Below are 19,817 nucleotides of genomic sequence, written 5' to 3'. Positions count from 1 at the left end.
CGCTTCGGGACGCCGTCGAGTTCCCGACGTTCGACCGCGACGAACTCGTCGCCCTGCTCGAGGCCGAGGAGGACATCCGCGAGGGACGAACGACGAGCGCCGAGGAGGCCCGCGAGCGGTTCGGCACGAGCGATGAGTGACGACGGGTGAATGTGGGAACTCTCCTCGACAGCCGAAGACGACCTCGACGGACTGTCCCCCGCCGACCAAGACCGGATACTCGACAAGCTCGATGAAATCGTCTCCTCGCCGTGGCGCGACCCGCCGGACTACGGCGAGCCGCTCCAGAACAGCCCGTACAAGAAGATACGCGTCGGGGAGTTCCGGCTCTCCGTGAGCTTCCGGCAGGACGACGGGCGGCTCGTCATCGCACGTATCAAGCGTCGGGGCGGCGCGTACACCGCTGACGACGACTAAGTGACGAAAGGCCCTCGATGCGGCGAAATAGGAGTGGAAGATTCAGCGTATTTGGCTCCGGTCATCGTCAATCGTAAGCCACGCCATCGAGGGGACTGTTCCTCTGTCCTTCGATGTGGGGAGTACCTTCGGTACGTATAGCTGAGTGCTGTCACGAGCGTCGGTCACGTGATACACCCCACAGCAGGAGAACGGCACCCGCGATGGACTAAACGATGGCAGGGGAGGAGTATATGAAACCATTCGTCCATTGGGCTACATCATATATGAGTAAGAGAGGAGGAAGGCCCGCCGGCGCTCGCGTCTGCGAAGGACTGAAGAGGTCGCTGAGAGTATCGGATGGTATGACAACACGACCCACTGGCAAGCTGGCGTACCTGTCCGAACCGGAGCGCGTCGAGATGCGGGAGTACGAGGTCCCGGAGCCGGATCCCGGAGCCGTTCTGACGGAGGTCGAGCAGGCGAACGTCTGCGGTTCGGAGCTACACATCTGGCGGGGGCACCACCCCGAGGTCAAAGAGGGGGTGCTCGGGCACGAGGTCCTCTGTCGGGTGAGCGAACTCGGTGCGGGCGTCGAAACGGACTACGCGGGCGAACCGATCGCGGCGGGCGATCTGATCGCGCCGGCGTACTACGTCACCTGCCAGCGGTGTCACTCGTGCCAGCGGGGCCAGTTCAACCTCTGTCAGAACGCCTACGAGAACTGGTCGAAACCGCCCGAGGAGCCGCCGCACTTCCACGGGACCTTCGCGACGCACTACGTTGTCCACCCCGATCAGTACTTCTACAAGGTTCCGGAGGGGCTCGACCCCTCCATCGCCGCCGGGGCGAACTGCGCGCTCTCGCAGATGCTGTACGGGCTCGACGAGATCGGCGTCGAGTACGGCGATACGGTCGTCGTCCAGGGCGCCGGCGGCCTGGGGCTGAACACGGTCGCCATCGCACAGGAGCGCGGCGCCGAGACGATCGTCATCGAGGGGATCGACGGGCGGATCGATCGCGCGCGGGCGTTCGGCGCCGATCACGTCATCGACTTCCGGGAGTACGACACGGTCGAGGCCCGCGCCGAGCGCGTCCGGGAGTTGACCGGCGGGGTCGGGGCCGACGTCGGCGTTGAGGTCGCCGGCGTTCCGGACGCGTTCGCCGAGGGTATCGATCTCGTCCGCGACGGCGGCCGGTACCTCGAGGTCGGGAACGTGAGCCCCGGACAGACGACCGAGTTCGATCCCGGGTCGCTCACCCGGGCGGCGCTGACGATCGAGGCCGTCGTCCGGTACCAGCCGTGGTACCTCAAGCGCGCGCTGCGGTTCCTCGAACGGAACGCCGAGAAGTACCCCTACGAGGACCTCGTCGACGCGCGCTTCGATCTCGAGGACGTCGACGAGGCGCTGGCCGAGTCCGACTCGCGGGGCGTCACGCGGGCGGCGCTGCGTCCGACGACGCCCGAGTGATCGGACCGCCGGGCGTGCTGTCCGGGCGGTCGTCCTCGCTTCGGGGCGGCCGTCTCGTCGTATCGGGCGATCGTTCAGGTCCCGAGGTCGATCGCGACGTTCTTCGTTCGGAGGTACGAATCGAGCGCCTCGAGGCCCTTCTCGCGGCCGATCCCGCTGTGTTTGTACCCGCCGAACGGCGTCTGGTTCGTATCGCCGAACCACGTGTTGACGTAGACGTTCCCGGCCTCGAGCTCTCTTGTCAGCCGGTGGGCCCGGGTGAGATCGTTCGTGAACACCCCGGCGACGAGCCCGTACTCGACGTCGTTCGCGATCGAGACGGCCTCGTCGGTCGCCTCGAACGACAGCACCGACAGGACCGGACCGAAGATCTCCTCGCGTGCGACCCGGTCGGTCGGATCGACGCCGGTGAAGATCGTCGGCTCGATAAAGTACCCCGGCCGGTCCATCGGCTCCCCGCCGACGCGGACGGTCGCCCCCTCGGAGCGCCCCACCTCGAGGTACTCCGAGACGGTCTCGTGTTGGGCCTCGGAGACCAACGGCCCGATGTCGGGGTCCTCGGTGCCGGGACCGACGGTGTACCCCTCGACGACCCCGGCGAGTCGGTCGATCAGTTCCTCCCGCACCGACTCGTGGACCAACACCCGGTCGGCGGCCGAGCAGATCTGCCCGACGTTCGTGAAGATGCCCGTTGCGATCCACTCCGCGGCCGCCCCGAGGTCGGCGTCGGGAAACACGATCGCCGGGTTCTTGCCGCCGAGTTCGAGGGTTACCGGTGTCACGCTGTCCGCCGCCGTGCGCATGATGTGCTTTCCGGTCGGAACGCTGCCGGTGAAGGTGAGCTGATCGACGCCGTCGTGTTCGGCCAGCGCCTGGCCGGTGGGGTCGCCGTAGCCGGTGACGACGTTTAGTAGCCCCTCGGGAAGCCCGGCCGACACACAGAGCTCCGCCAGACGGATCGACGACAGCGGCGTCTGCTCGGCCGGTTTCACCACAACGGCGTTGCCGGCGACAAGCGCCGGCGCAACGCCTCTGGCAAAGAGGTTCGCGGGGTAGTTCCACGGCGTGATCTGCCCGCTCACGCCGTAGGGCTCCCTGACCGTGTAGTCGAGTTGATCCGGACCGACCGGGATGGACGCGCCCTCGAGTTTGTCGGCCGCGCCGGCGTAGTACTCGAAGTACGCCGCGGCCCCCTCGATGTCGCTTTCGGCCTGCGAGAGCGGCTTGCCCTGGTCGGTGCTCTCGAGGCGCGCCAGTTCCTCGGCGTGATCGCGGATCTCCGTCGCGATCCGGTGGACGATCCGGCCCCGTTCGTCTGGGGCGGTGTCCCGCCACGCCCGGAACGCCTCGCGGGCGGCCGAGACCGCGTCATCGACGTCGGCCGGGGTCGCCGCTGGGACGTCGGCGAGCGGTTCGGTCGTGGCCGGGTTCTCCGTCGTCAGCGTCGCGCCGTCGCTCGCCTCTCGGCGGTCGCCGCCGATCAGGAGCGCCGTACGGTCGAGTTGATCCAAGGGCGACATTACCCAATGGCTGCGCCCGGGCGATAATGAATGTTCACCCCGTCCACCGGGGGGAGCCGACGACGCAGGCGGGGCAGGGCGTCGATCGGAGACAGCTATTTGTCCGGCGACCGCCACTGTCGCCCTGTGAACGTCAGACGGATCGATCACCTGAACCTCCGCATCCCCGAGGACGGCGTCGAGACGGCGGTCCGGTTTTACGCCGACCGGTTGGGGTTCGGCATCGAGGGCCTCGAGCGGTACCGGGACGGCGAGCAGTCCTTCTTCGACGTCCGGCTCGCGCCGGCGCACGTGATCCACCTGTGGCCGACGGCGGCGTTCGATCCCCCCGAGGGGAACAACTACGATCACGTCGCGTTGGTCGTCGAGGCCGACATCGCGGCGCTGAAAACGGCGCTCGGAGAGGCCGGCGTCGTCGTCGAAAACGAGCGACAGGCCCCGCGAGGGGCGACCGGGGAGGCGCCGGCGGTGTACGTCGAGGACCCCTTCGGCTACCGGATCGAACTGAAAGCCGGGGAGCCCGCCGACTGAGCCGCGGCGACCGGGGCGAACGCCGGTGACCGTCGAGCGCCCGGTGGCGGCCGTCGAAGGGGGCGTCTCTCGGTGCGAACCGCAATTATTTTGCGCATCTGAGCGGTGATCCGACCCAGTGACACTGGTTCGGACGCTGCTCGGCGAGCAGTCGCTCGCGGTGTGGATCGTCCTCGGCATCATCGGCTTCGCGCTCACCTGGAAGGGCGCGAACGTCGTCGAGGTCACCACGGAAAAGCTCAGCGACCACTACGGCGTCTCGCAGGCGATCCAGGGGAGCCTCATCGTCGCCGTCGCGACGTCGTTCCCGGAGTTGGCGATCATCGTCATCTCGGTCCTCCTGTTGGGCGAGTTCGGCGTCGGCGCCGGCGCGCTGATCGGGACCGCCGTGTTCAACATCCTCGTCATCCCGGGTGCGGTCGCGCTCACGGCCGGGACGACGACGACGACCCGGGGGATCGTCTACCGGGACGCGCTGTTTTATATCGTCGCGATACTGGGCTTTTTCGCGGTGATCGCGCTCGGCATCCTCAGCACGGACGGCCCCGAGGTGGCTACGGTCTCCCCCGCGATGGGCGTCGGGCTGTTGTGTCTGTACGCCGTCTACGTGATACTCATCGTCGAAGGGCGGCGCAACAGCGACACGGACGTCACGCGGACGGAGACGGCCGTCGGAAGGCAGGTGGGCCGCTTTCTCGGCGGGTTGGGTATCATTCTCGTGGGCGTCGAATCGATGGTCACGATGACCGTCGAGATCGCCGCCGCCCTCGGCGCGCCGCCGTTTTTGATCTCCGTGACCGTGCTGTCGGTGCTGAGTTCGTTCCCCGATCTGCTCGTCGGGGTGAAGATGGGACAGGGCGGCGACCGGAAGGCGGCGATGGCAAACGTCTTCGGGACGAACACGTTCAATCTCGTGGGCGCCTTTCCGATCGGGATCATACTGGCCGGCGGCATCTCGGTCAGCTTTCTGACGTCGGTGCCGCTGTTGTTGTTCCTGTTTTACAGCACGCTCGTCGTTATCGTCGCCGCCGCGACCGACTTCGAACTCACCCGGAGGGAAGGGGCCTTACTCGTCGGGCTCTATCTGCTCTTTCTTTTGTGGATGGTGAGCGAGGCGACCGGGTACACCGCCTACCTGACCGAACAGACCCTGGAGTCGGTACTCGTATGAGCGGGGCGCTACCGGAACTGCATCCCGCCGTTGACGTTGATGATCTCGCCTTGGACGTACTCGTTTTCCAGCAGGTACGCCACGGTGTGGGCAACGGCGTCGGGCCGGCAGGCGTACTCGGGGAGGTGCGTCCCGACGTTCTCGTGGCCCCGGAACTCGATCTCCTGTAGGTGCTCGAGGATCGCGTCGTTCAGTTCCGTTTCGACGGGGCCTGGCGCGACGGCGTTGACCTGGACCCCCTCGTCGCCGTACTCCCGCGCCAGCGAGCGGGTCAGCCCGTGGAGGCCCGCCTTGCTCGCCGCGTACCCGGCGTCGACCGTCCCGGCGGTGCCGCCGATGCTGGAGACAAACACCACGTCGCCGCCCGGTTCGAGGTGGGGGATGGCCGCCCGGGTCACATAAAACGCGCCGGTGAGGTTCGTGTCGATGACCCGGCGCCACTGGTCGTCCCCGATGTCGGTCGCGAGGTCCGGGTCAGCGATGCCGGCGTTGTTGATCACCGCATCAAGGCCGCCGAGGCCCTCGCGGACCGCCTCGATCATCGAGTCGACGGCCTCGGAGTCGCGGACGTCGGCCTCGACGACGACCGCGGTACCGCCCTCGTCTCTGACCGCCTCGGCCACGTCGGCGGCCGCCGCCGCCGAGTCCCGGTGGTTGATCGCGACGTCGTGGTCGCCCCCGAGGGTCGACGCGACCGATCGTCCGACGCCCCGACTCGCGCCCGTGACGAGCACGTTCATTTTAACACCTGATTGTACAACCAACTAATACGTAAGCGTTTCCGTGTCGGCACCGGCTGGCGAGCCCGCGTTTTCAGGCGTGGGTGCAACAGGCGGGGCGGGCCACTCCGGAACGCTTGAGTCGCCCATCGTCGAACCGCCGGTGTGAGTCGCCGTCGCCTGTTCGGGTCGCTGTGTGGGCTCGTCTTCTTTCTGAACCTCGCCAGGGTCGTGTTCGCGCCGCTTTTGAGCGTGTTCATCGCGGAGTTCGGGATCGGCGAGGCGGCCGCCGGCCTCATCGTGACGCTCGTGTGGGTCGGCAGCGCGTCGCTCCGGCTCCCGGCCGGCTGGCTGCTCACCCGCGTCCCGAGACACTACCTCGTGCTCGTCTCGGGGGCCGTCCTCGCGGGGTCGGCGGCCGGCGCCGGGGCTGCGACGACCGTCCGGCAGCTCATGGTCGGCGCGTTTCTGATGGGGACGGCCTCGGGCGTGTACTTCATCGCCGCGAACCCGCTGTTGAGCGAGCTGTTCCCCGAGCGGGTCGGCCGGGTCCTCGGGGCCCACGGCGCGGCGAGTCAGCTCGCGGCCGTGGCGGCGGCGCCGCTCGTCGCGGTCGCGCTGTGGGTCGAGTGGCGCTACGCGCTGTGGGCGATCGCCGTCGGCGCCGCCGCGGTCACCGCCTACGCCACCGTCCAGGCCCGGCGGACGGAGATGCCGGCGGCGGGCGAGGCCGACCGGTCGCTTTTCTCGGGCGCGCGCTCGGAGTGGCGGATCATCGCCGCGGCGCTGGGGCTGACCGGCGTCGCCGTCTTCGTCTGGCAGGGCGTGTTCAACTTCTACGAGCTGTACATGCGGTCCCAGGGGCTCTCGCCGGCCGAGGCCTCGGCGATGCTGACGGTCGTCTTTGCGGCCGGGGTCCCCGCGTTCTTCGTCGCCGGCGAGTTGGCCGACCGGGTGCCGCCGGTCGCGCTGTTGCTCGGGATCGGCGGCGCCTTCGGCGGGAGCCTCCTGCTGTTGGTCGCCGCGGAGGGGGTGGTCGCGCTCGCGGCGCTGTCGGCCGTCATCGGGTTCGTCGTCCACGCGCTGTTCCCGGCGACCGACGCGTACGTCCTGACCGCGCTGCCGGACTCGGCCCGCGGGAGCGCCTACGCCGTCTTCAGCGCCGTCTGGATGCTCGTACAGTCCGTCGGATCGTCGGCGCTCGGGGGCCTCGTCGGGCGCGGGTTCGCCTACGACGCGGTCTTCGTCGCCGCCGCGGCGGTCCTGTTCGGGACGCTGGCCGTCGCTGCGGGGCTAGAGCGCGCCGGCCGGTTCCCGACGTGACCGCCCGCCCCAAGCGCACGCAAGAGACCCGAGGCGCGAGCGACTCTGCGGGCGCGGACGGACGCAGCGTAACTCGACGCCGCGGCGAGCGCGCGAGTGCCGCGGCCGGGACTGTTTTGAAACCGGAAGACATAACAGTGGCGTGAACTGGACCGCCATCACCCACCTGACGGCGACGGTTACGGCCGGCGTCGGGGTGTTTCTGTTCGAGGGATCGAGAACGGTCGCCCTGCTCGCGATCGCCGCTGTGCTCTTTGTCGTCGGCATCGTGCTCGCTCGCCACGGGGACGACCCGGCGCCGCGGCCGGACGCCGCGGAATGATCGCGCCCCGGCCCGGTCACTCGAAGCCCCCGATCGTCGTCTGTTCGTCGTCTCCGTCGGCGGCGTTGCCCTCGTCCGTCCCGCCCCCATCCGACGGGCCGTCCGCGGCGTCCGCCCCGCGTCCGGAAGCGGCCGCGCGATCGTCCGGAGAGGGTTCGCCGGCGCGGTTCCCGGCGCCGGTCGGACGTGTCGTCTCGGGCGCCGGGTCGTCCCCGCGGGCCGTCGTGTCGGGCCCGAGCGATCGCCCGGGGGACCCCTCCCCGTCGGTCGGGGCTGTGGGCGGGGACGGGGTCGACTCACCGGAGTGCCGTTCGGCGCCCAGGGCGTCCGAGAGCGACACCTGGACGTCCGAGGCCGTTTCGGGGTCGCCGCCGTGTTTCGCCGCGATCGCCTTGGCGGCCCCGTAGCCGCCCGAAAACGACGCCCGTTCCGCGATGTCCGGGCGGGCGAGTGCGCGCGCCGCCGCCGGGCGCCGGCGTTCGTACCGCAGCCAGAAGGACTCCCGCCGGGCGTCGAAGTTGACCACCGGCCGCGGGTAATCCTCGCCGATGCGCACGCCGCAGTCCTCCTGGACCGAACGCGGCGTCCGCTCCGGGCGGTCGAGAAACCGGCTCGGAAGGGCCTCGAGTTCGGGGACCCACTCGGTGATCCACTCGCCGTCGGGGTCCTGATCGCGGACCTGTTTGCGGGGGTTATACACCCGCTGGGCGGGCTTGCCGATCAGGCCGGCCTGGCTCTGCCACTGCGTGTAGTTGATGCCGACGTCGCTGTCGATGAGGTGGTGGTGGTACCAGTCCGCGCCGATCCACCACGGCTGTTGGAGGACGTGCGCGAAGACGGAGGCACACATCGCGCGCATCCGGAAGTTCAGCCACCCGGTCGCGCTGAGACAGCGCATCGAGGCGTCGACCATCGGGAAGCCCGTCCGACCGCGCTTCCAGGCGCGGACCAACTCGGGGTCGTGGCGATCCTCGTTGAACCCCTCGAACACCGGGTTGACGGCGGTATCGGTCCACCCCGGCCAGTCGACGAGTTTCTGGTTGTAGTGGAGGTTCCACGCCAGCCGGTCGGTGAACATCTCGACGCCGCGACACGAGGGGGCGCGGTCGGTGACGGACTGGTACGCCTGCCGCACGGAGAACAGCCCGAAGTTGAGATACGGCGAGAGCCCGCTCGTCCCGCCTCTGGCGTCCTGGGGCGCGGAGATGCGTTCGGGGTACGAGCGTATCCGACCGACGAACGAGCGCAGTCGCTCGGCGCCGACACGGTGGGTGCCGGTCGGTACCTTCGTCTTCGTCGGCGCGACGCCGTGGGCGCGGTCGACGACGGCGGGGGTGACGCCGGCGTCGAGCGCGAGCGCGTCCGCGTTCCCGTCCCCGTCGGTCCACCCCGGCGCGTGCTGTGGGGCCTCGAGCCACCCCTCGACGTGGGCCTGCCAGTTCCGCCGCGATCGCTCCCGCCACCGGACCAGCCCATCGCCGGAGACGAACGAGACGCCGTCCCCGCAGGCCGCCCGAACCCGTTCGTCGCGGCGCTTGCCGTACCGGCTCGTCGGCGTCGCCATCGTGATCACGTTCCAGCCGCTGTCGACGAACCTCGAGAGCACCGCGACCGGATCGCCGTACCCGAACGTCAGGCCCGGCGACGCGGCGCAGGGAACGGGGTCGGCCGCCGTCGTCCGCTCCTCCGAGCGCCGGGGGCAAAGCGGCGTCCGCTCTGCGACCCGCTCTGTGGATCGTTCCGCGGAGCGGACGGCGACGGTCGCCGGCGCGGTCGCGTACAGCCGATCGAGGCTTCCGACGGCCTCGTGGAGAAACCGGAGGCGGGCGTCGCACGCCAACCCCCCGTCATCGTAAAAGGAGGGGTCGAAGACGAACAGCGGACAGACGATGTCGGCGTCGGCGAGCGCCCGCGAGAGCGCGAGGTGGTCGTCGGTCCGGAGGTGCTTTCGGTGCCACACGACGTACCCCGTCGCGTCGCGGTCGGCACAGACCTCACTCGGGCTCGGGATCTCCTCCGGTACCGGGACCGTCGTCGCGTCCGTCCGCGGGGTCTCCGGCTCCGTCCGGTCCGCGGCGCCCGGCGTCGGGTTTCCCGTCATCGGTCCGTTCGTTTGGAGGGGACGGAGCGGCTTGAATCCTGACCTCCCGGCGGCCCTCCGGCGACGGAACCGACCCTACTCGCCGGCGATCCGGGCGTCCGGAGGCGGGCGTCAGGCCTTAATCCGAACCGCCCGTCGGTGACGGTATGGGTTCTCACTCCGGTTTCCACTCGCTTCGTGAGGAGACGACGGCCGCGATCGACGTGACCGGCGACCTGCCCGGGTGGCTCGACGGCAGCCTCGTCCGGAACGGCCCCGGCGCTTTCTCGTTTCCGGACGGCAGCGGCGTCGATCACTGGTTCGACGGCCTCGCGATGCTGTACCGGTTCACGTTCGATCCGGGGACGACGGAAAACGGCGGCACGGTCCACTACCGCAACCGGTTTCTCCGGACGGACGCCTACGAGGACGCGGTCGACGGCGAGTTCGAGGGCGGGTTCGCAACGGGCGAAACGACGCTCCGGGGGCGTCTGGCGGGGCTGCTCTCGGAGCCCTACGACAACACGAACGTCATCGTCGAGCGGATCGGCGAGGAGTACGTCGCGCTGACCGAGTCCCCGCGGCGGGTCCGGTTCGATCCGAACACGCTCGGGACGATCGGCCACGCCGACAGCGATGGCGACGGCGTACCGAGCGGGCAGCTCTCGTGTGCACACCTCAAGCGCGACCCGACGACCGGGGCGGTCGTCAACGTCGATACGGCCTTCGGGCGGACCTGTCGGTACCACGTCTACGCCTGGACGCCGGACGGCGAGAGACGCCACGTCGGAAGCGTCGAGACGGACGAACCGGCGTACATGCACAGCTTCGCGCTGACGCCGCGGTACGTCGTGTTGACCGAGTTCCCGTTCCGGCTCGATCCGCTGCGGTTCCTCAAGCCGGGGCGGCAGGCGCCGTTCATCGAGCAGTTCGAGTGGGAACCGGACCGCGGGACCCGCATCGTCGTCGTGGACCGGACCACCGGGGCGGTTGTCGCGGAGCCGGTGACCGACGCGGTGTTCGGCTTTCACCACGTCAACGCCTTCGAGCGAAACGGCGGCGCGGAGATCGTGTTCGACCTCGAGACCGTCCCGGACGCGACGACGATCGACTCGCTGTACCTCGAGAACGTCCGCGCCGGCGAGATGGGCGCGATCGTCGGCGAGATCGAACGGTTCACCGTCGATCTCGGGGGCGATCCGGGGGCACAGAACGGGACCGGACCGTCCGGCGCGACCGTCTCGCGGGAGATGCTGTACGACGACGGGAGCGCGCTGCCGACGGTGTCGCCGGCGCGGTGGTGTCGACGACACCGGTACGTCTACGCGATGGGGCTCGACACGCCGGTCACGGAGTGGGCGCGGCGGATCGTCAAGATCGACGCGGACGCCGAGACCGCCTCGATGTTCGACGACGGCGGCGACTACTTCGGGGAACCGATCTTCGTTCCAGCGCCGGAGGGCGACGCCGAGGACGCCGGGGTGGTCCTGACCGTCGCCCTCGATACCGAGGCCGACCGATCGCGGCTGCTCGTTCTCGACGGCGAGACGTTCACCGAACGCGCCCGGGCGACGCTGCCTCACGCGGCGCCGTTCGACTTCCACGGCCGGTACTTTCCGGAGCTCCGAGCGGCGACGGAGGCGTGATTTCGCCGGGGAGTTCGGCCGGAGAAAAGTGTAATATATCCGTAAGCTTTCGTCGAGTCGGACGACTTTGCGTTGTATCTTTCGTGATGGATCCGATCGTGATACGGCCCCTCACGCGGCTTTCTTACGTCTCTAGCCCCTATACTCGGAGTATGAGAACGACGCCTTCGAGCGTGTGGTGGCGCTGAGTATACCTACCAGATTTCGTAGTATTCCCGGCCGTTTCGCCCTGCCGCTCCGGTACCGCAATGCCGCGCTGTTCGCGCTGTTGGCGCTGTTGTTCGGCGGTACGTTCGTCGCGATCGAGACGGGACTCCGCGAGTTGCCCCCGCTTCTGTTCGCCGGGCTCCGGTTCGACATCGGCGCGGCCGCGCTGATCGGGTACGTCCTCCTACGGCGGCCCCGGTCGGCGTGGCTCCCACGGACGCGCCGGGACATCGCCGGTATCGCCGTCGCGGGCGTGTTCATCGTCGCGGCCAACAACGCCCTGCTGTTCGTCGGCCAGGGGTCGACGACGCCGGCGATGGCGTCGATCATGTACGGGTTGAACCCGGTGTTGGCGCCGGTGTTCGCGTGGTGGATCCTCGACGATCGGCTCTCGAAGACCGGGATGCTCGGGATCGGCGTCGCACTGGCCGGCGTCGCCGCTATCGTCCAGCCGTCGCCCTCGACGCTCACGGGGGCGGGGACTGTCGGCCAGGTCCTCGTCCTCGGGGCGGCCGCCGCCGTCGCGATCGGGAGCGTCCTGCTCAAGCGGGTTCGTCCGGAGATGGGGAGTCTCCCGTTGACCGCGTGGGCGATGGTCCTCGGGGCTGTGCTCCTGCACGCTCTGAGCGTCGCCGCCGGCGAGTCGCCGGCGCGCGCGGTCGGCGTCGGCCGGCTCACGCTGGTGAGCCTCCTGGCGGTCGGGATCCCGTCGACGGCGGTCGCGTACGCCATCAACTTCGATCTGCTCGAGCGGATCGGGCCGGTCCGGACGAACCTGGTCGCCTACGTCGTCCCCGTCGTCGCCGCGCTCGCCGGGTGGGCGCTTCTCGGGACCGGACTGTCCGCCGCGACCGTCGCGGGGTTCCTGATAGTGGTCGTCGGGTTCGGGCTCGTCGAACGACAGACGCTACGGTGTGAGGTGTGTCGGCTCCGGCGGTGGCGACGGCGCCGCGGAGGGGCCGGGTCGGCGCGGCGCGCGGAGTCGCCGTGTCCCTGCGACGACTGAACCGCGCCGAGAAACTATGTCCTTGTGGGTCCTAACGAGGGTATGCCGACGACGTGTGCGCTCTGTCGGCGCGTCATCCCCGACGAGCGCATCGCCGACCCGCAGGCCCTCCAGGAGCACCACCTCCGGCCCGAAGAGCGGGCGACGAGCCCGACGGTGATGCTCTGTCGGCCCTGCCACGAGCAGATCCACGCGCTGTTTACGAACGAGGAGCTCCGGGAAGCCTACGACGAGATCGAGTCGCTCCGATCCGCCGACCGTCTCCAGGGGTACATCGAGTGGATCCGCGGCACCGAAACGCTGGAGATTAGCGTCGAAACGAGCCGCCGGGTCCGCGAGCGGTGACGGGCGGCGCGCGGGTCAGTCGGTCGGATCGACCGCGGCCGAGTACGCGTCGCCGAAGGCGTGGTGTTCGGTCGCCGCCACCCGCCGGGCGTTCTCGGGGAGCGAGACGACGGCGCGGTAGCCGGTGTCGACGAGGTCGTCGGTGCACCCGTCGGCGTCGTCCACGGCGTCCGCGGCGACGACGAGTACGTCCACGCGCCGCTGGAATCGCTCGTACCCGTCGTAGACCAGTTCCGCCGTCCCGCAACTGCTCGAGGCGTACCTCACGGTCCCCTCGATGCGGACGGTGTCGCCCTCGACGGCGACGTCCGGCGGGTCGTCGACGGCGTAAACCGGATCGACCAGTTCGAACTCGGTGTCGTCCTCGCGTCCCGCGCCGCCGAGACAGCCCGCGGTCGCGCCGACGACGCCGGACAGAGCGCCGAGTACCACGCGTCGGTTCATAACTCGGGGAACGGTCGGCCGGACCGTAACGGTATCCGAATGCAAAACGGCCGTTTGAGATACCGAAACGAGAGCGGCGGCCGGCGCTCGTCGCTTGAGGGCCGCTACCCGGATCGCTCGTCGGTGGCGTCCTCGACGATCCGGACCCGCTCGGCGGCGTCTTCGGCCCGCTCGCGGGCGGTTTCGACGTCTTCGGCGGTCGAGACCGCAACACCCATCCGCCGGCCGGCGTAGGCCTCGGGCTTGCCGAAGAGACGGAGCTGCGTCCCCGGCAGCGAGAGGGCGTCGTCGACGCCCTCGAAGGCGGGTTCGTCGATCGGATCCTCGGACACGATCGGGACGCTCGACCCCGGGGAGTCGACCGTTATCTCGGGGATCGGCAGCCCGAGTATCGCCCGGAGGTGCAGCCCAAACTGGCTGACGGGCTGCGAGCCGAGCGTGACGAGCCCCGTGTCGTGGGGGCGCGGCGAGAGCTCGCTGAACAGCACCTCGCCGTCGCGGACGAAGAACTCGACGCCGAAGATGCCGCGTCCGCCGAGCCCGTCGGTGACGCGTTCGGCCATCCGCTTTGCGGCCTCGAGTTCGTCGTCCGTCATCGGATGCGGCTGCCAGCTTCCCCGGTAGTCGCCGCCGGATTGGGTGTGCCCGACCGGCGGACAGAAGCTCGTTCCGTCCCGGTGTCTGACGGTCAACAGCGTGAGCTCGTAGTCGAACCCGACGAGCTCCTCGACGATGACCCGGCCGGTGTCCGAGCGCGTTCCCTCCCGGGCCGCCGCCCAGGCGTCGGCGACATCGTCGGGACCTCGAACGATCGACTGTCCCTTCCCCGAGGAGGACATCGTCGGCTTGACCACGACGGGCGGCCCGATCGATTCGACGGCCTCCTCGTAGGCGGTTCGGCCGTCGGCGAAGGCGTACTCGCTCGTCGGGACGCCGATCTCCTCGGCGGCGAACTCCCGGATCCACTCGCGGTCCATCGTCAGCCGCGTCGCCTTCGCCGTCGGGACGACCTGATACCCCTCGTCCTCGAGCCGCTCGAGTTCGTCCGTTGCGATCGCCTCGATCTCGGGGACGATCAGGTCGGGCTCCTCGCGGTCGACGATGGCGCGGATCCGGTCGGCGTCGGTCATGTCGGCGGTGTGTGAGCGGTGGGCGACCTGCATCGCGGGCGCGTCGTCGTACCGGTCGACGGCGACCGTTTCGACGCCGAGCCGCTGGGCTTCGATCAGCAGCTCCTTGCCCAACTCGCCGCTGCCGAGCAACAGAAGCGTCGTGGCGTTCGGTGCGTGCGGCGTCCCGAGACGGACCTCCTCCGGTGTCGTCATACGCGGGCGTCGGGCGACGGACGCAAAAACCGAACGGAGCCGGAACGCCCGGACGGTGGGCGTCCCCGAGCGGGGCGGGGCGTCAGAGGGCGGGCGTTTGAGGCGTCGCCCCTGGTTCCGGAGCTTTTAACCGACTCGCTGGCCGACGTGTACGTAATGGCTTTTGAGGAACTACTGAACGATCCCGTCATTCAGAAGTACCTCCACGAGCTCGTCGGTCCGACGGGGATGCCCGTCGCCGCCGCGCCGCCCGACGGCGAGGTCACAGACGAGGAGCTCGCGGAGGAACTCGGGCTGGAACTCAACGACGTCCGGCGGGCGCTTTTCATTCTCTACGAGAACGATCTCGCCTCCTACCGCCGGCTCCGCGACGAGGACTCCGGGTGGCTCACGTACCTCTGGACCTTCGAGTACGAGAACATCCCCGAGCAACTGGAGTTCGAGATGAACCGTCTTCTTGAGGCGCTCGACGAGCGACGCGAGTACGAGACGAACAACGAGTTCTACCTCTGTGGGCAGTGTCAGCTCCGCTTCGAGTTCGGCGAGGCGATGGAGTTCGGGTTCGAGTGCCCCCAGTGCGGCGGACAGGTCGAAACGATGGACAACGACCGGCTCGTCGACACGATGCGGCGGCGGATCGAGGAGCTTCGCGACGAACTGAACGTGCGAACCGAGGCCGAAACCGAGCCCGAGGCCGCGGACGCCTGATGGTCGTCCTCGCAACGAAAGTGTACGTGACCGGCGAGAGCAGGCGCCGGGCGATGGACTCACTGGAGTCGCTCGTCGGCAACGCACTCGGCGAACTCGACGTCGAGTTCAGCGTCGGGCTCCGCGACGACGGGTTCCCCTCCGTCACCGTCACCGGCGAGGACGCGCCGGTGGCCCGGGCGCTCCTCGCCGAGGAGTGGGGCGCGATCACGCCGCACAGGGACGCCGGCGAGACGCACGTCGGGACGCTCGAGTCGTGGGACGACGACGGGATCGTCCTCGACGCCGGCGAGTCCGTTCGGGTCCCGGCCGACGGGCTCGGGCTCGGACAGGGGACGCCGGCGCAGATCCGGACCAGGTTCGGGCTCGTCCAGCACATGCCCCTCGAGTTCGTCGAGGACGACGGGGAGACCCGCCTCGCGGACGCCGAGCGGGACCGACTCTACGGGTGGACCCGCGGGACCGACCGGGTCAACGTCAACAGCACCACGCGGGCCCAGATCAGAGCGACGGTCAACCGCTCCGGCCACGCCGACGACATCGTCACCGTCGAGCGGCTCGGGCTCTTGGAGGGAAGCGTCGTCTGCCGGGAGGGCACCGACGCACCCGGGCTGCTCGCCGACATCGGACCGCACCTCGAAGCCGAACTGCTCGCCGTCGTTCCATAAGCATGAACCGCCGCCTCCTCGCCGCGCTGGCGTTCGTCCTCGTCGCCGGCTCCGCCGGGTGTACGGGTGTGTTCGGGACCGACGTCGGTGATCCCGAGGCGCTGTCGGCGGACGCCGACTACGAGTACGACACCGAGTACGACGCGAACATCGCGATCGATCGCAACGAGTACACCGCGGTGTACAACGTCTCGGCGAAGGTGACGGGCGGGGAGGGGACGATGCAGCTGTGGCGGACGAACCGGCTGACGGTCGAACAGCCCCTGGAGATCTCGGCGCTGCAGTTCAGGTACCCGAACGGGACGATCGTCAGGTACGTCGACGGCGAGGCGGTCCGGATAGCCGGCGACGGGACCGAGGAGCCGACGGACAGCCTGGCGGTCGACAACACGCGCCGCCGGACGGTCGTCGAGTTGCCCGCCGAGGAGGGCCAACTCGCGTTCACCGCGCCGAAAAGCGGGAAACAGCTCACCGTCTACACGCCGGTCCACGGGAGCTACGACGTCGCGTTGCCGCCCGAGACGGACGCCGCCCTGCCGCTTCTCTCGCGGGTCCAACCCTCGAACGACGACCGCCAGCGGGTCGACGATCGGGTCCACCTCCGGTGGGACTCCGTCGAGACGTCGGTCGTCGTCGTGCGGTGGTATCTCGACCGGGACCTCTGGCTGTTCGGCGGGCTGGCCGCTATCGCCGGTCTCATCGGCGTGGTCGGCGCCGCGTACTACTACAGACAGATCAGGAGTGCGACCGAGCGCCGCGAGTCCGAGGGGTTCGACATCGGCGAGAGCGGCGACGACGAGGGGCCGCCGCCGGGGATGCGGTAGCGCCGTCAGAACGAGAGGGACGGTCGGGGCGAGCGCCGGCGCGTGCTATGCGTTTATTCCGTCCCCACCCCTACGGCGCGTATGAACGTGGCCTTAGTCTCCGTCGGCGACGAACTGCTGTGCGGCGACACCGTCAACACCAACGCGGCGTGGCTCGGGGAGCGACTCGACGAGCGCGGCGTCGACGTCGAGCGCGCGACCGTGGTCCCGGACCGCGTCGCCGACATCGCCCGCGTCGTCAACGAGTACGCGGCAGAGTACGATTCGGTGATCGTCACGGGCGGCGTCGGCCCCACGCACGACGACGTGACGATGAGAGGCGTCGCCGCGGCCGTCGGTCGGTCCTTGGAGACGAGCGAGGCCGCACTCGAGTGGCTCGCCGAACACGGCGGCTACGCCAGATCGGACCTCACCGAGGGAACCGGCGACATCCCGGCCGGGTCGCAGCCCGTACACAACACCGCCGGGGTCGCACCCGGCTGCGTCGTCGAGAACATCTACGTGCTGCCGGGCGTCCCCGACGAGATGAAGGCGATGTTCGAGTCGGTGCGCTCGGCGTTCACCGGCGACGCGAGACACGTCGAACACGTCGCCGTCGACGAACCGGAGAGCGCGCTGTTGGACCGCCTCGCGGAGCTACAGGAGCGCTTCGACGTCAAGGTCGGCAGCTACCCGGGCGAGAGCGTGCGCATAAAGATCGAGGGGACCGACGAGGAGACCGTATCGGCGGCGATCGCGTGGCTTGAGGCGAACAGCGAAACGGTGTGAGCTACCGGTAGAGGTACCAGAGCCACCCGACGGTGATCGCGAGGCTTGCGAGCAAGACGACCCAACCCGAGACATCGATGATGAACGGATTGTCCTGATAGGCTTGCAAAACGGCGTTCATGGGCTCCGGTTCCGGTGGGGCCCTCTTAACGGATTCCATTTCGCCGGCGCGGCCGGCGCGCTCGGCGCGTGCCCGACACCGGGTGGCTTTTTTCGCTCGCAGTCGTACCCGGCGTATGAGACGTATCGGGTTCGTGATCAATCCCATCGCCGGGATGGGCGGGCGCGTCGGGCTGAAAGGGACCGACAGCAAACTCGAGGAGGCCAGACGGCGCGGCGCGGAACCGCGCGCGCCGGGCCGGGGACGGGAGGCGCTCGAGGCGCTCTACGAGCGCGCCGAGGAGCTCGAACTGTACGCCTACGGGGGGGCGATGGGCGAGGACGAAGCGCTCGGCGTCGGGTTCTCGCCCGTTGTGGTCGGGCGCCCGGCGGGGGCGGAGACGGGCGCGCTCGACACCCGCGAGGCGGTCCGGCGCTTCGTCGACGAGGGCGTCGATCTCGTCGTGTTCGTCGGGGGCGACGGGACCGCGGTCGACGTCGCCGGGGCGCTCGAGGAACTCGGGGCGGACACGCCGGTGTTGGGCGTTCCGGGGGGCGTGAAGGTGTACTCCTCGGTGTTCGCTGTCAGCCCGCGGGCCGCCGGCGACATCGCGGCGACGTACGACCGGACCGAACGCCGGGAGGTAAACGACATCGACGAGGACGCCTACCGCGGCGGAGACGTCGAGACGGAACTGAAAGGGGTCGTCTCGGTGCCGGTCGCCGACGAACTGCAGGCGTCCAAACAGATCGGCGGCGGGACGGTCGCCTCGCTCGCGGCGGGGGTCGCCGACGACATCGAGGCCGACGACGCGGTCTACGTGCTCGGGCCGGGATCGACGCTCGACGCGATCAAGACCGAACTCGGGTTCGACGGGACGCCGCTCGGCGTCGACGTGTACCGAAACGGCGCCGTCCTCGTCCGGGACGGCAGCGAGGCCGACATCGTCGCCGCCCTCGGGGAGCGAAACGTCGTCGTCGTCTCGCCGATCGGCGGACAGGGGTTCGTGTTCGGCCGCGGCAACGACCAGATCTCCCCGGCGGTCATCCGCCGCTCGGAGGTCCGGATCGTCGCCTCGGGTGAGAAACTCGACGGCATCGGCGTGCTCCGCGTCGACACCGGCGACCCGGAGGTAGACGAGACGCTCCGCGGCTGGCGGCGGGTCCGGACCGGTCGCTTCGAGCGGCGGTTCCTGGAGCTGGTCTGAAGGGCGGCCGGCGCCCGTCCCGGAGCACTCGACGGCGATCGGCGGGCGATCGGCAGACGATCGACGGGCGATCCCCGGACGTTTTTTGCGCGATCTCAGCCTCCGGGAGGACCCGACAGCACCGAAACCAGCCGATATCGGGGCGTATAGCGTCTCTGGACTGGAAACGTGTTAACTTGTCTCAGGATACTACTAAATACCCCGAGTCGTTAAGCGAATACGACTATGAAAAAGCAGGAGCTCATTCATCTCCACGGCCTGCTCGCCGAGGTATGCAACCACTACGAACAGATGGCACAGTGCGACGTCGAACACGCCAAGTACTCCGAGTTGGGCGTCCGACCGACATCGATCCACAAATCGAAGACAGACCACAAGGCGGCCGTCTTCGCGCTCGCCGACGGCATCACCGAGGAAATGGAGACCGAGACCGAACCCGAAGCGCCCGTGTCGGCGACCGCCGACTGACCGCGCGCCGGAACCCGTTCTGCCGGACTACCGCACGTAGCGACGCCCATCGGTCCGAGTTAGCGAGTACCTCTTAGCTTCGGGCGCGTCCGTGAGTCACTCGTCGAGGAGCTCTTCGAACTCCGGGAGAACCTCGTCGTCCTCGGTTGACGCGTCGTCGGGTTGCGTATCGGTGGTTCGCGCGTCGTCGGTGGACGTGTCATCGGGTTGTGTGTCGTCGTCATCGGGTACGGTCTCGATCTTGAGGACCTCGAGCGGGATGTTCTCGAGTCGTTGGCCGATCTCCTTGCGCGCGATCCGGGCCGCGTGTTCGTCGCGTTCGACGTTGAACACGGTCATCTCGAGTTCGAGGGCGACGAGGCCCTCGTCGGCGGCGATGAACGCGGGGTCGTGGACCGCGCCGCAGTCCGAGCAGGTCCGCTCGCCCATGCTGATCTCGACGTAGTTGAGATCGGGGTTGAGCATCTCGCCGGTCTTCGATATCGCGATCCGAACCGCCTCGTCGGCCGTTTCGACGTCGTACACCGGGACCGCGGCTTCGACGACAACTCGGCGATCCATGGTACG

At 69.1% G+C, this 19,817-nt stretch carries 21 protein-coding genes and 1 pseudogene; 16 read left to right on the top strand and 6 right to left on the bottom strand.

The annotated features are described in order from the left end of the window. The 3 genes and pseudogenes from Q0916_RS12150 to Q0916_RS07330 form a co-directional block, all read left to right on the top strand. A pseudogene (locus Q0916_RS12150) lies at positions 1 to 140 on the top strand (CopG family transcriptional regulator); the annotation flags it as partial. A 10-nt stretch (positions 141 to 150) separates the two neighbouring features. Next, entirely contained in the window at positions 151 to 417 is a 267-nt protein-coding gene (locus tag Q0916_RS07335; RefSeq protein WP_299236196.1) for a type II toxin-antitoxin system RelE family toxin, read from the top strand. A gap of 344 nt (positions 418 to 761) precedes the next feature. Next, positions 762 to 1,868: a zinc-binding dehydrogenase gene (locus Q0916_RS07330; RefSeq protein ID WP_299236194.1), complete on the top strand. Its 1,107-nt coding sequence runs from the start codon at positions 762 to 764 to the stop codon at positions 1,866 to 1,868. A gap of 74 nt (positions 1,869 to 1,942) precedes the next feature. On the opposite strand, the gene Q0916_RS07325 is transcribed toward Q0916_RS07330, so the two are convergent. Then, a complete protein-coding gene (locus Q0916_RS07325) occupies positions 1,943 to 3,388 on the bottom strand; it encodes an aldehyde dehydrogenase family protein (protein WP_299236192.1) in 1,446 nt (481 codons plus the stop codon). 126 nt (positions 3,389 to 3,514) lie between these two features. On the opposite strand from Q0916_RS07325, the gene Q0916_RS07320 reads away from it, so the two are divergent. Together Q0916_RS07320 and Q0916_RS07315 are read left to right on the top strand one after the other, a co-directional pair. Continuing rightward, on the top strand, positions 3,515 to 3,919 hold the full coding sequence (locus Q0916_RS07320; protein ID WP_299236191.1) for a VOC family protein: 405 nt from the start codon (positions 3,515 to 3,517) through the stop codon (positions 3,917 to 3,919). Between the two features lie 118 nt (positions 3,920 to 4,037). Next, positions 4,038 to 5,090 (top strand): sodium:calcium antiporter, encoded by a 1,053-nt coding sequence (locus Q0916_RS07315; protein WP_299236190.1) that lies wholly within the window; start codon positions 4,038 to 4,040, stop codon positions 5,088 to 5,090. An 8-nt stretch (positions 5,091 to 5,098) separates the two neighbouring features. Here Q0916_RS07315 and Q0916_RS07310 read toward each other — a convergent pair whose 3' ends face one another. Next, positions 5,099 to 5,830 (bottom strand): SDR family NAD(P)-dependent oxidoreductase, encoded by a 732-nt coding sequence (locus Q0916_RS07310; protein ID WP_299236189.1) that lies wholly within the window; start codon positions 5,828 to 5,830, stop codon positions 5,099 to 5,101. Between the two features lie 144 nt (positions 5,831 to 5,974). On the opposite strand from Q0916_RS07310, the gene Q0916_RS07305 reads away from it, so the two are divergent. Together Q0916_RS07305 and Q0916_RS07300 are read left to right on the top strand one after the other, a co-directional pair. Further along, positions 5,975 to 7,132 (top strand): MFS transporter, encoded by a 1,158-nt coding sequence (locus Q0916_RS07305; RefSeq protein ID WP_299236187.1) that lies wholly within the window; start codon positions 5,975 to 5,977, stop codon positions 7,130 to 7,132. 142 nt (positions 7,133 to 7,274) lie between these two features. Further along, complete coding sequence (locus tag Q0916_RS07300; protein WP_299236186.1) at positions 7,275 to 7,454, top strand: hypothetical protein; 180 nt, start codon at positions 7,275 to 7,277, stop codon at positions 7,452 to 7,454. Between the two features lie 16 nt (positions 7,455 to 7,470). On the opposite strand, the gene Q0916_RS07295 is transcribed toward Q0916_RS07300, so the two are convergent. Further along, complete coding sequence (locus Q0916_RS07295) at positions 7,471 to 9,555, bottom strand: cryptochrome/deoxyribodipyrimidine photo-lyase family protein (RefSeq protein WP_299236184.1); 2,085 nt, start codon at positions 9,553 to 9,555, stop codon at positions 7,471 to 7,473. Between the two features lie 146 nt (positions 9,556 to 9,701). Between Q0916_RS07295 and Q0916_RS07290 the strand changes: the two genes are divergently transcribed. The 3 genes from Q0916_RS07290 (at position 9,702) to Q0916_RS07280 (ending at position 12,738) form a co-directional block, all read left to right on the top strand. Further along, complete coding sequence (locus Q0916_RS07290) at positions 9,702 to 11,180, top strand: carotenoid oxygenase family protein (RefSeq protein WP_299236182.1); 1,479 nt, start codon at positions 9,702 to 9,704, stop codon at positions 11,178 to 11,180. 178 nt (positions 11,181 to 11,358) lie between these two features. Continuing rightward, positions 11,359 to 12,393 (top strand): DMT family transporter, encoded by a 1,035-nt coding sequence (locus Q0916_RS07285; protein ID WP_299236181.1) that lies wholly within the window; start codon positions 11,359 to 11,361, stop codon positions 12,391 to 12,393. Positions 12,394 to 12,435: 42 nt separating this feature from the next. Beyond that, complete coding sequence (locus Q0916_RS07280; protein ID WP_299236180.1) at positions 12,436 to 12,738, top strand: hypothetical protein; 303 nt, start codon at positions 12,436 to 12,438, stop codon at positions 12,736 to 12,738. A 15-nt stretch (positions 12,739 to 12,753) separates the two neighbouring features. Here the strand turns inward: Q0916_RS07280 and Q0916_RS07275 are convergent, their stop codons facing one another. Together Q0916_RS07275 and purT are read right to left on the bottom strand one after the other, a co-directional pair. Beyond that, a complete protein-coding gene (locus Q0916_RS07275; RefSeq protein ID WP_299236179.1) occupies positions 12,754 to 13,182 on the bottom strand; it encodes a hypothetical protein in 429 nt (142 codons plus the stop codon). 104 nt (positions 13,183 to 13,286) lie between these two features. Further along, positions 13,287 to 14,507: a formate-dependent phosphoribosylglycinamide formyltransferase gene (gene purT, locus Q0916_RS07270; protein ID WP_299236178.1), complete on the bottom strand. Its 1,221-nt coding sequence runs from the start codon at positions 14,505 to 14,507 to the stop codon at positions 13,287 to 13,289. Between the two features lie 156 nt (positions 14,508 to 14,663). Between purT and tfe the strand changes: the two genes are divergently transcribed. The 6 genes from tfe to Q0916_RS07240 all read left to right on the top strand — a co-directional run bounded on the left by tfe (position 14,664) and on the right by Q0916_RS07240 (position 19,250). Further along, on the top strand, positions 14,664 to 15,215 hold the full coding sequence (gene tfe, locus Q0916_RS07265; protein ID WP_299236176.1) for a transcription factor E: 552 nt from the start codon (positions 14,664 to 14,666) through the stop codon (positions 15,213 to 15,215). Continuing rightward, a complete protein-coding gene (locus tag Q0916_RS07260) occupies positions 15,215 to 15,883 on the top strand; it encodes a DUF2110 family protein (RefSeq protein ID WP_299236174.1) in 669 nt (222 codons plus the stop codon). Before tfe ends, Q0916_RS07260 begins: the two co-directional genes overlap by 1 nt. A 2-nt stretch (positions 15,884 to 15,885) precedes the next feature. Beyond that, on the top strand, positions 15,886 to 16,707 hold the full coding sequence (locus Q0916_RS07255; protein ID WP_299236172.1) for a DUF5803 family protein: 822 nt from the start codon (positions 15,886 to 15,888) through the stop codon (positions 16,705 to 16,707). A gap of 81 nt (positions 16,708 to 16,788) precedes the next feature. After that, complete coding sequence (locus Q0916_RS07250; RefSeq protein WP_299236169.1) at positions 16,789 to 17,475, top strand: competence/damage-inducible protein A; 687 nt, start codon at positions 16,789 to 16,791, stop codon at positions 17,473 to 17,475. Between the two features lie 236 nt (positions 17,476 to 17,711). Next, positions 17,712 to 18,782: an ATP-NAD kinase family protein gene (locus Q0916_RS07245; RefSeq protein WP_299236167.1), complete on the top strand. Its 1,071-nt coding sequence runs from the start codon at positions 17,712 to 17,714 to the stop codon at positions 18,780 to 18,782. Between the two features lie 225 nt (positions 18,783 to 19,007). Further along, positions 19,008 to 19,250 (top strand): UPF0058 family protein, encoded by a 243-nt coding sequence (locus tag Q0916_RS07240; protein WP_299236165.1) that lies wholly within the window; start codon positions 19,008 to 19,010, stop codon positions 19,248 to 19,250. A gap of 96 nt (positions 19,251 to 19,346) precedes the next feature. Here Q0916_RS07240 and Q0916_RS07235 read toward each other — a convergent pair whose 3' ends face one another. Further along, positions 19,347 to 19,811 carry a DUF555 domain-containing protein gene (locus tag Q0916_RS07235; protein WP_299236163.1) on the bottom strand — a complete coding sequence of 155 codons (465 nt, stop codon included), beginning with the start codon at positions 19,809 to 19,811 and terminating at the stop codon, positions 19,347 to 19,349. Between the last annotated feature and the right edge of the window lie 6 nt (positions 19,812 to 19,817).

This window comes from Natronomonas sp. (assembly GCF_028274965.1).
GTDB lineage: Archaea > Halobacteriota > Halobacteria > Halobacteriales > Haloarculaceae > Natronomonas.
This window is presented reverse-complemented; position numbering and strand designations above follow the sequence as displayed.

Bases quoted from the DNA above. Each gene is read 5' to 3' on its own strand.
- Q0916_RS07335 (WP_299236196.1), top strand. From the start codon at position 151: ATGTGGGAACTCTCCTCGACAGCCGAAGACGACCTCGACGGACTGTCC.
- Q0916_RS07330 (WP_299236194.1), top strand. From the start codon at position 762: ATGACAACACGACCCACTGGCAAGCTGGCGTACCTGTCCGAACCGGAG.
- Q0916_RS07325 (WP_299236192.1), bottom strand. From the start codon at position 3,388: ATGTCGCCCTTGGATCAACTCGACCGTACGGCGCTCCTGATCGGCGGC.
- Q0916_RS07310 (WP_299236189.1), bottom strand. From the start codon at position 5,830: ATGAACGTGCTCGTCACGGGCGCGAGTCGGGGCGTCGGACGATCGGTC.
- Q0916_RS07295 (WP_299236184.1), bottom strand. From the start codon at position 9,555: ATGACGGGAAACCCGACGCCGGGCGCCGCGGACCGGACGGAGCCGGAG.
- Q0916_RS07290 (WP_299236182.1), top strand. From the start codon at position 9,702: ATGGGTTCTCACTCCGGTTTCCACTCGCTTCGTGAGGAGACGACGGCC.
- Q0916_RS07280 (WP_299236180.1), top strand. From the start codon at position 12,436: ATGCCGACGACGTGTGCGCTCTGTCGGCGCGTCATCCCCGACGAGCGC.
- Q0916_RS07275 (WP_299236179.1), bottom strand. From the start codon at position 13,182: ATGAACCGACGCGTGGTACTCGGCGCTCTGTCCGGCGTCGTCGGCGCG.
- purT (WP_299236178.1), bottom strand. From the start codon at position 14,507: ATGACGACACCGGAGGAGGTCCGTCTCGGGACGCCGCACGCACCGAAC.
- tfe (WP_299236176.1), top strand. From the start codon at position 14,664: ATGGCTTTTGAGGAACTACTGAACGATCCCGTCATTCAGAAGTACCTC.
- Q0916_RS07260 (WP_299236174.1), top strand. From the start codon at position 15,215: ATGGTCGTCCTCGCAACGAAAGTGTACGTGACCGGCGAGAGCAGGCGC.
- Q0916_RS07255 (WP_299236172.1), top strand. From the start codon at position 15,886: ATGAACCGCCGCCTCCTCGCCGCGCTGGCGTTCGTCCTCGTCGCCGGC.
- Q0916_RS07250 (WP_299236169.1), top strand. From the start codon at position 16,789: ATGAACGTGGCCTTAGTCTCCGTCGGCGACGAACTGCTGTGCGGCGAC.
- Q0916_RS07245 (WP_299236167.1), top strand. From the start codon at position 17,712: ATGAGACGTATCGGGTTCGTGATCAATCCCATCGCCGGGATGGGCGGG.
- Q0916_RS07240 (WP_299236165.1), top strand. From the start codon at position 19,008: ATGAAAAAGCAGGAGCTCATTCATCTCCACGGCCTGCTCGCCGAGGTA.
- Q0916_RS07235 (WP_299236163.1), bottom strand. From the start codon at position 19,811: ATGGATCGCCGAGTTGTCGTCGAAGCCGCGGTCCCGGTGTACGACGTC.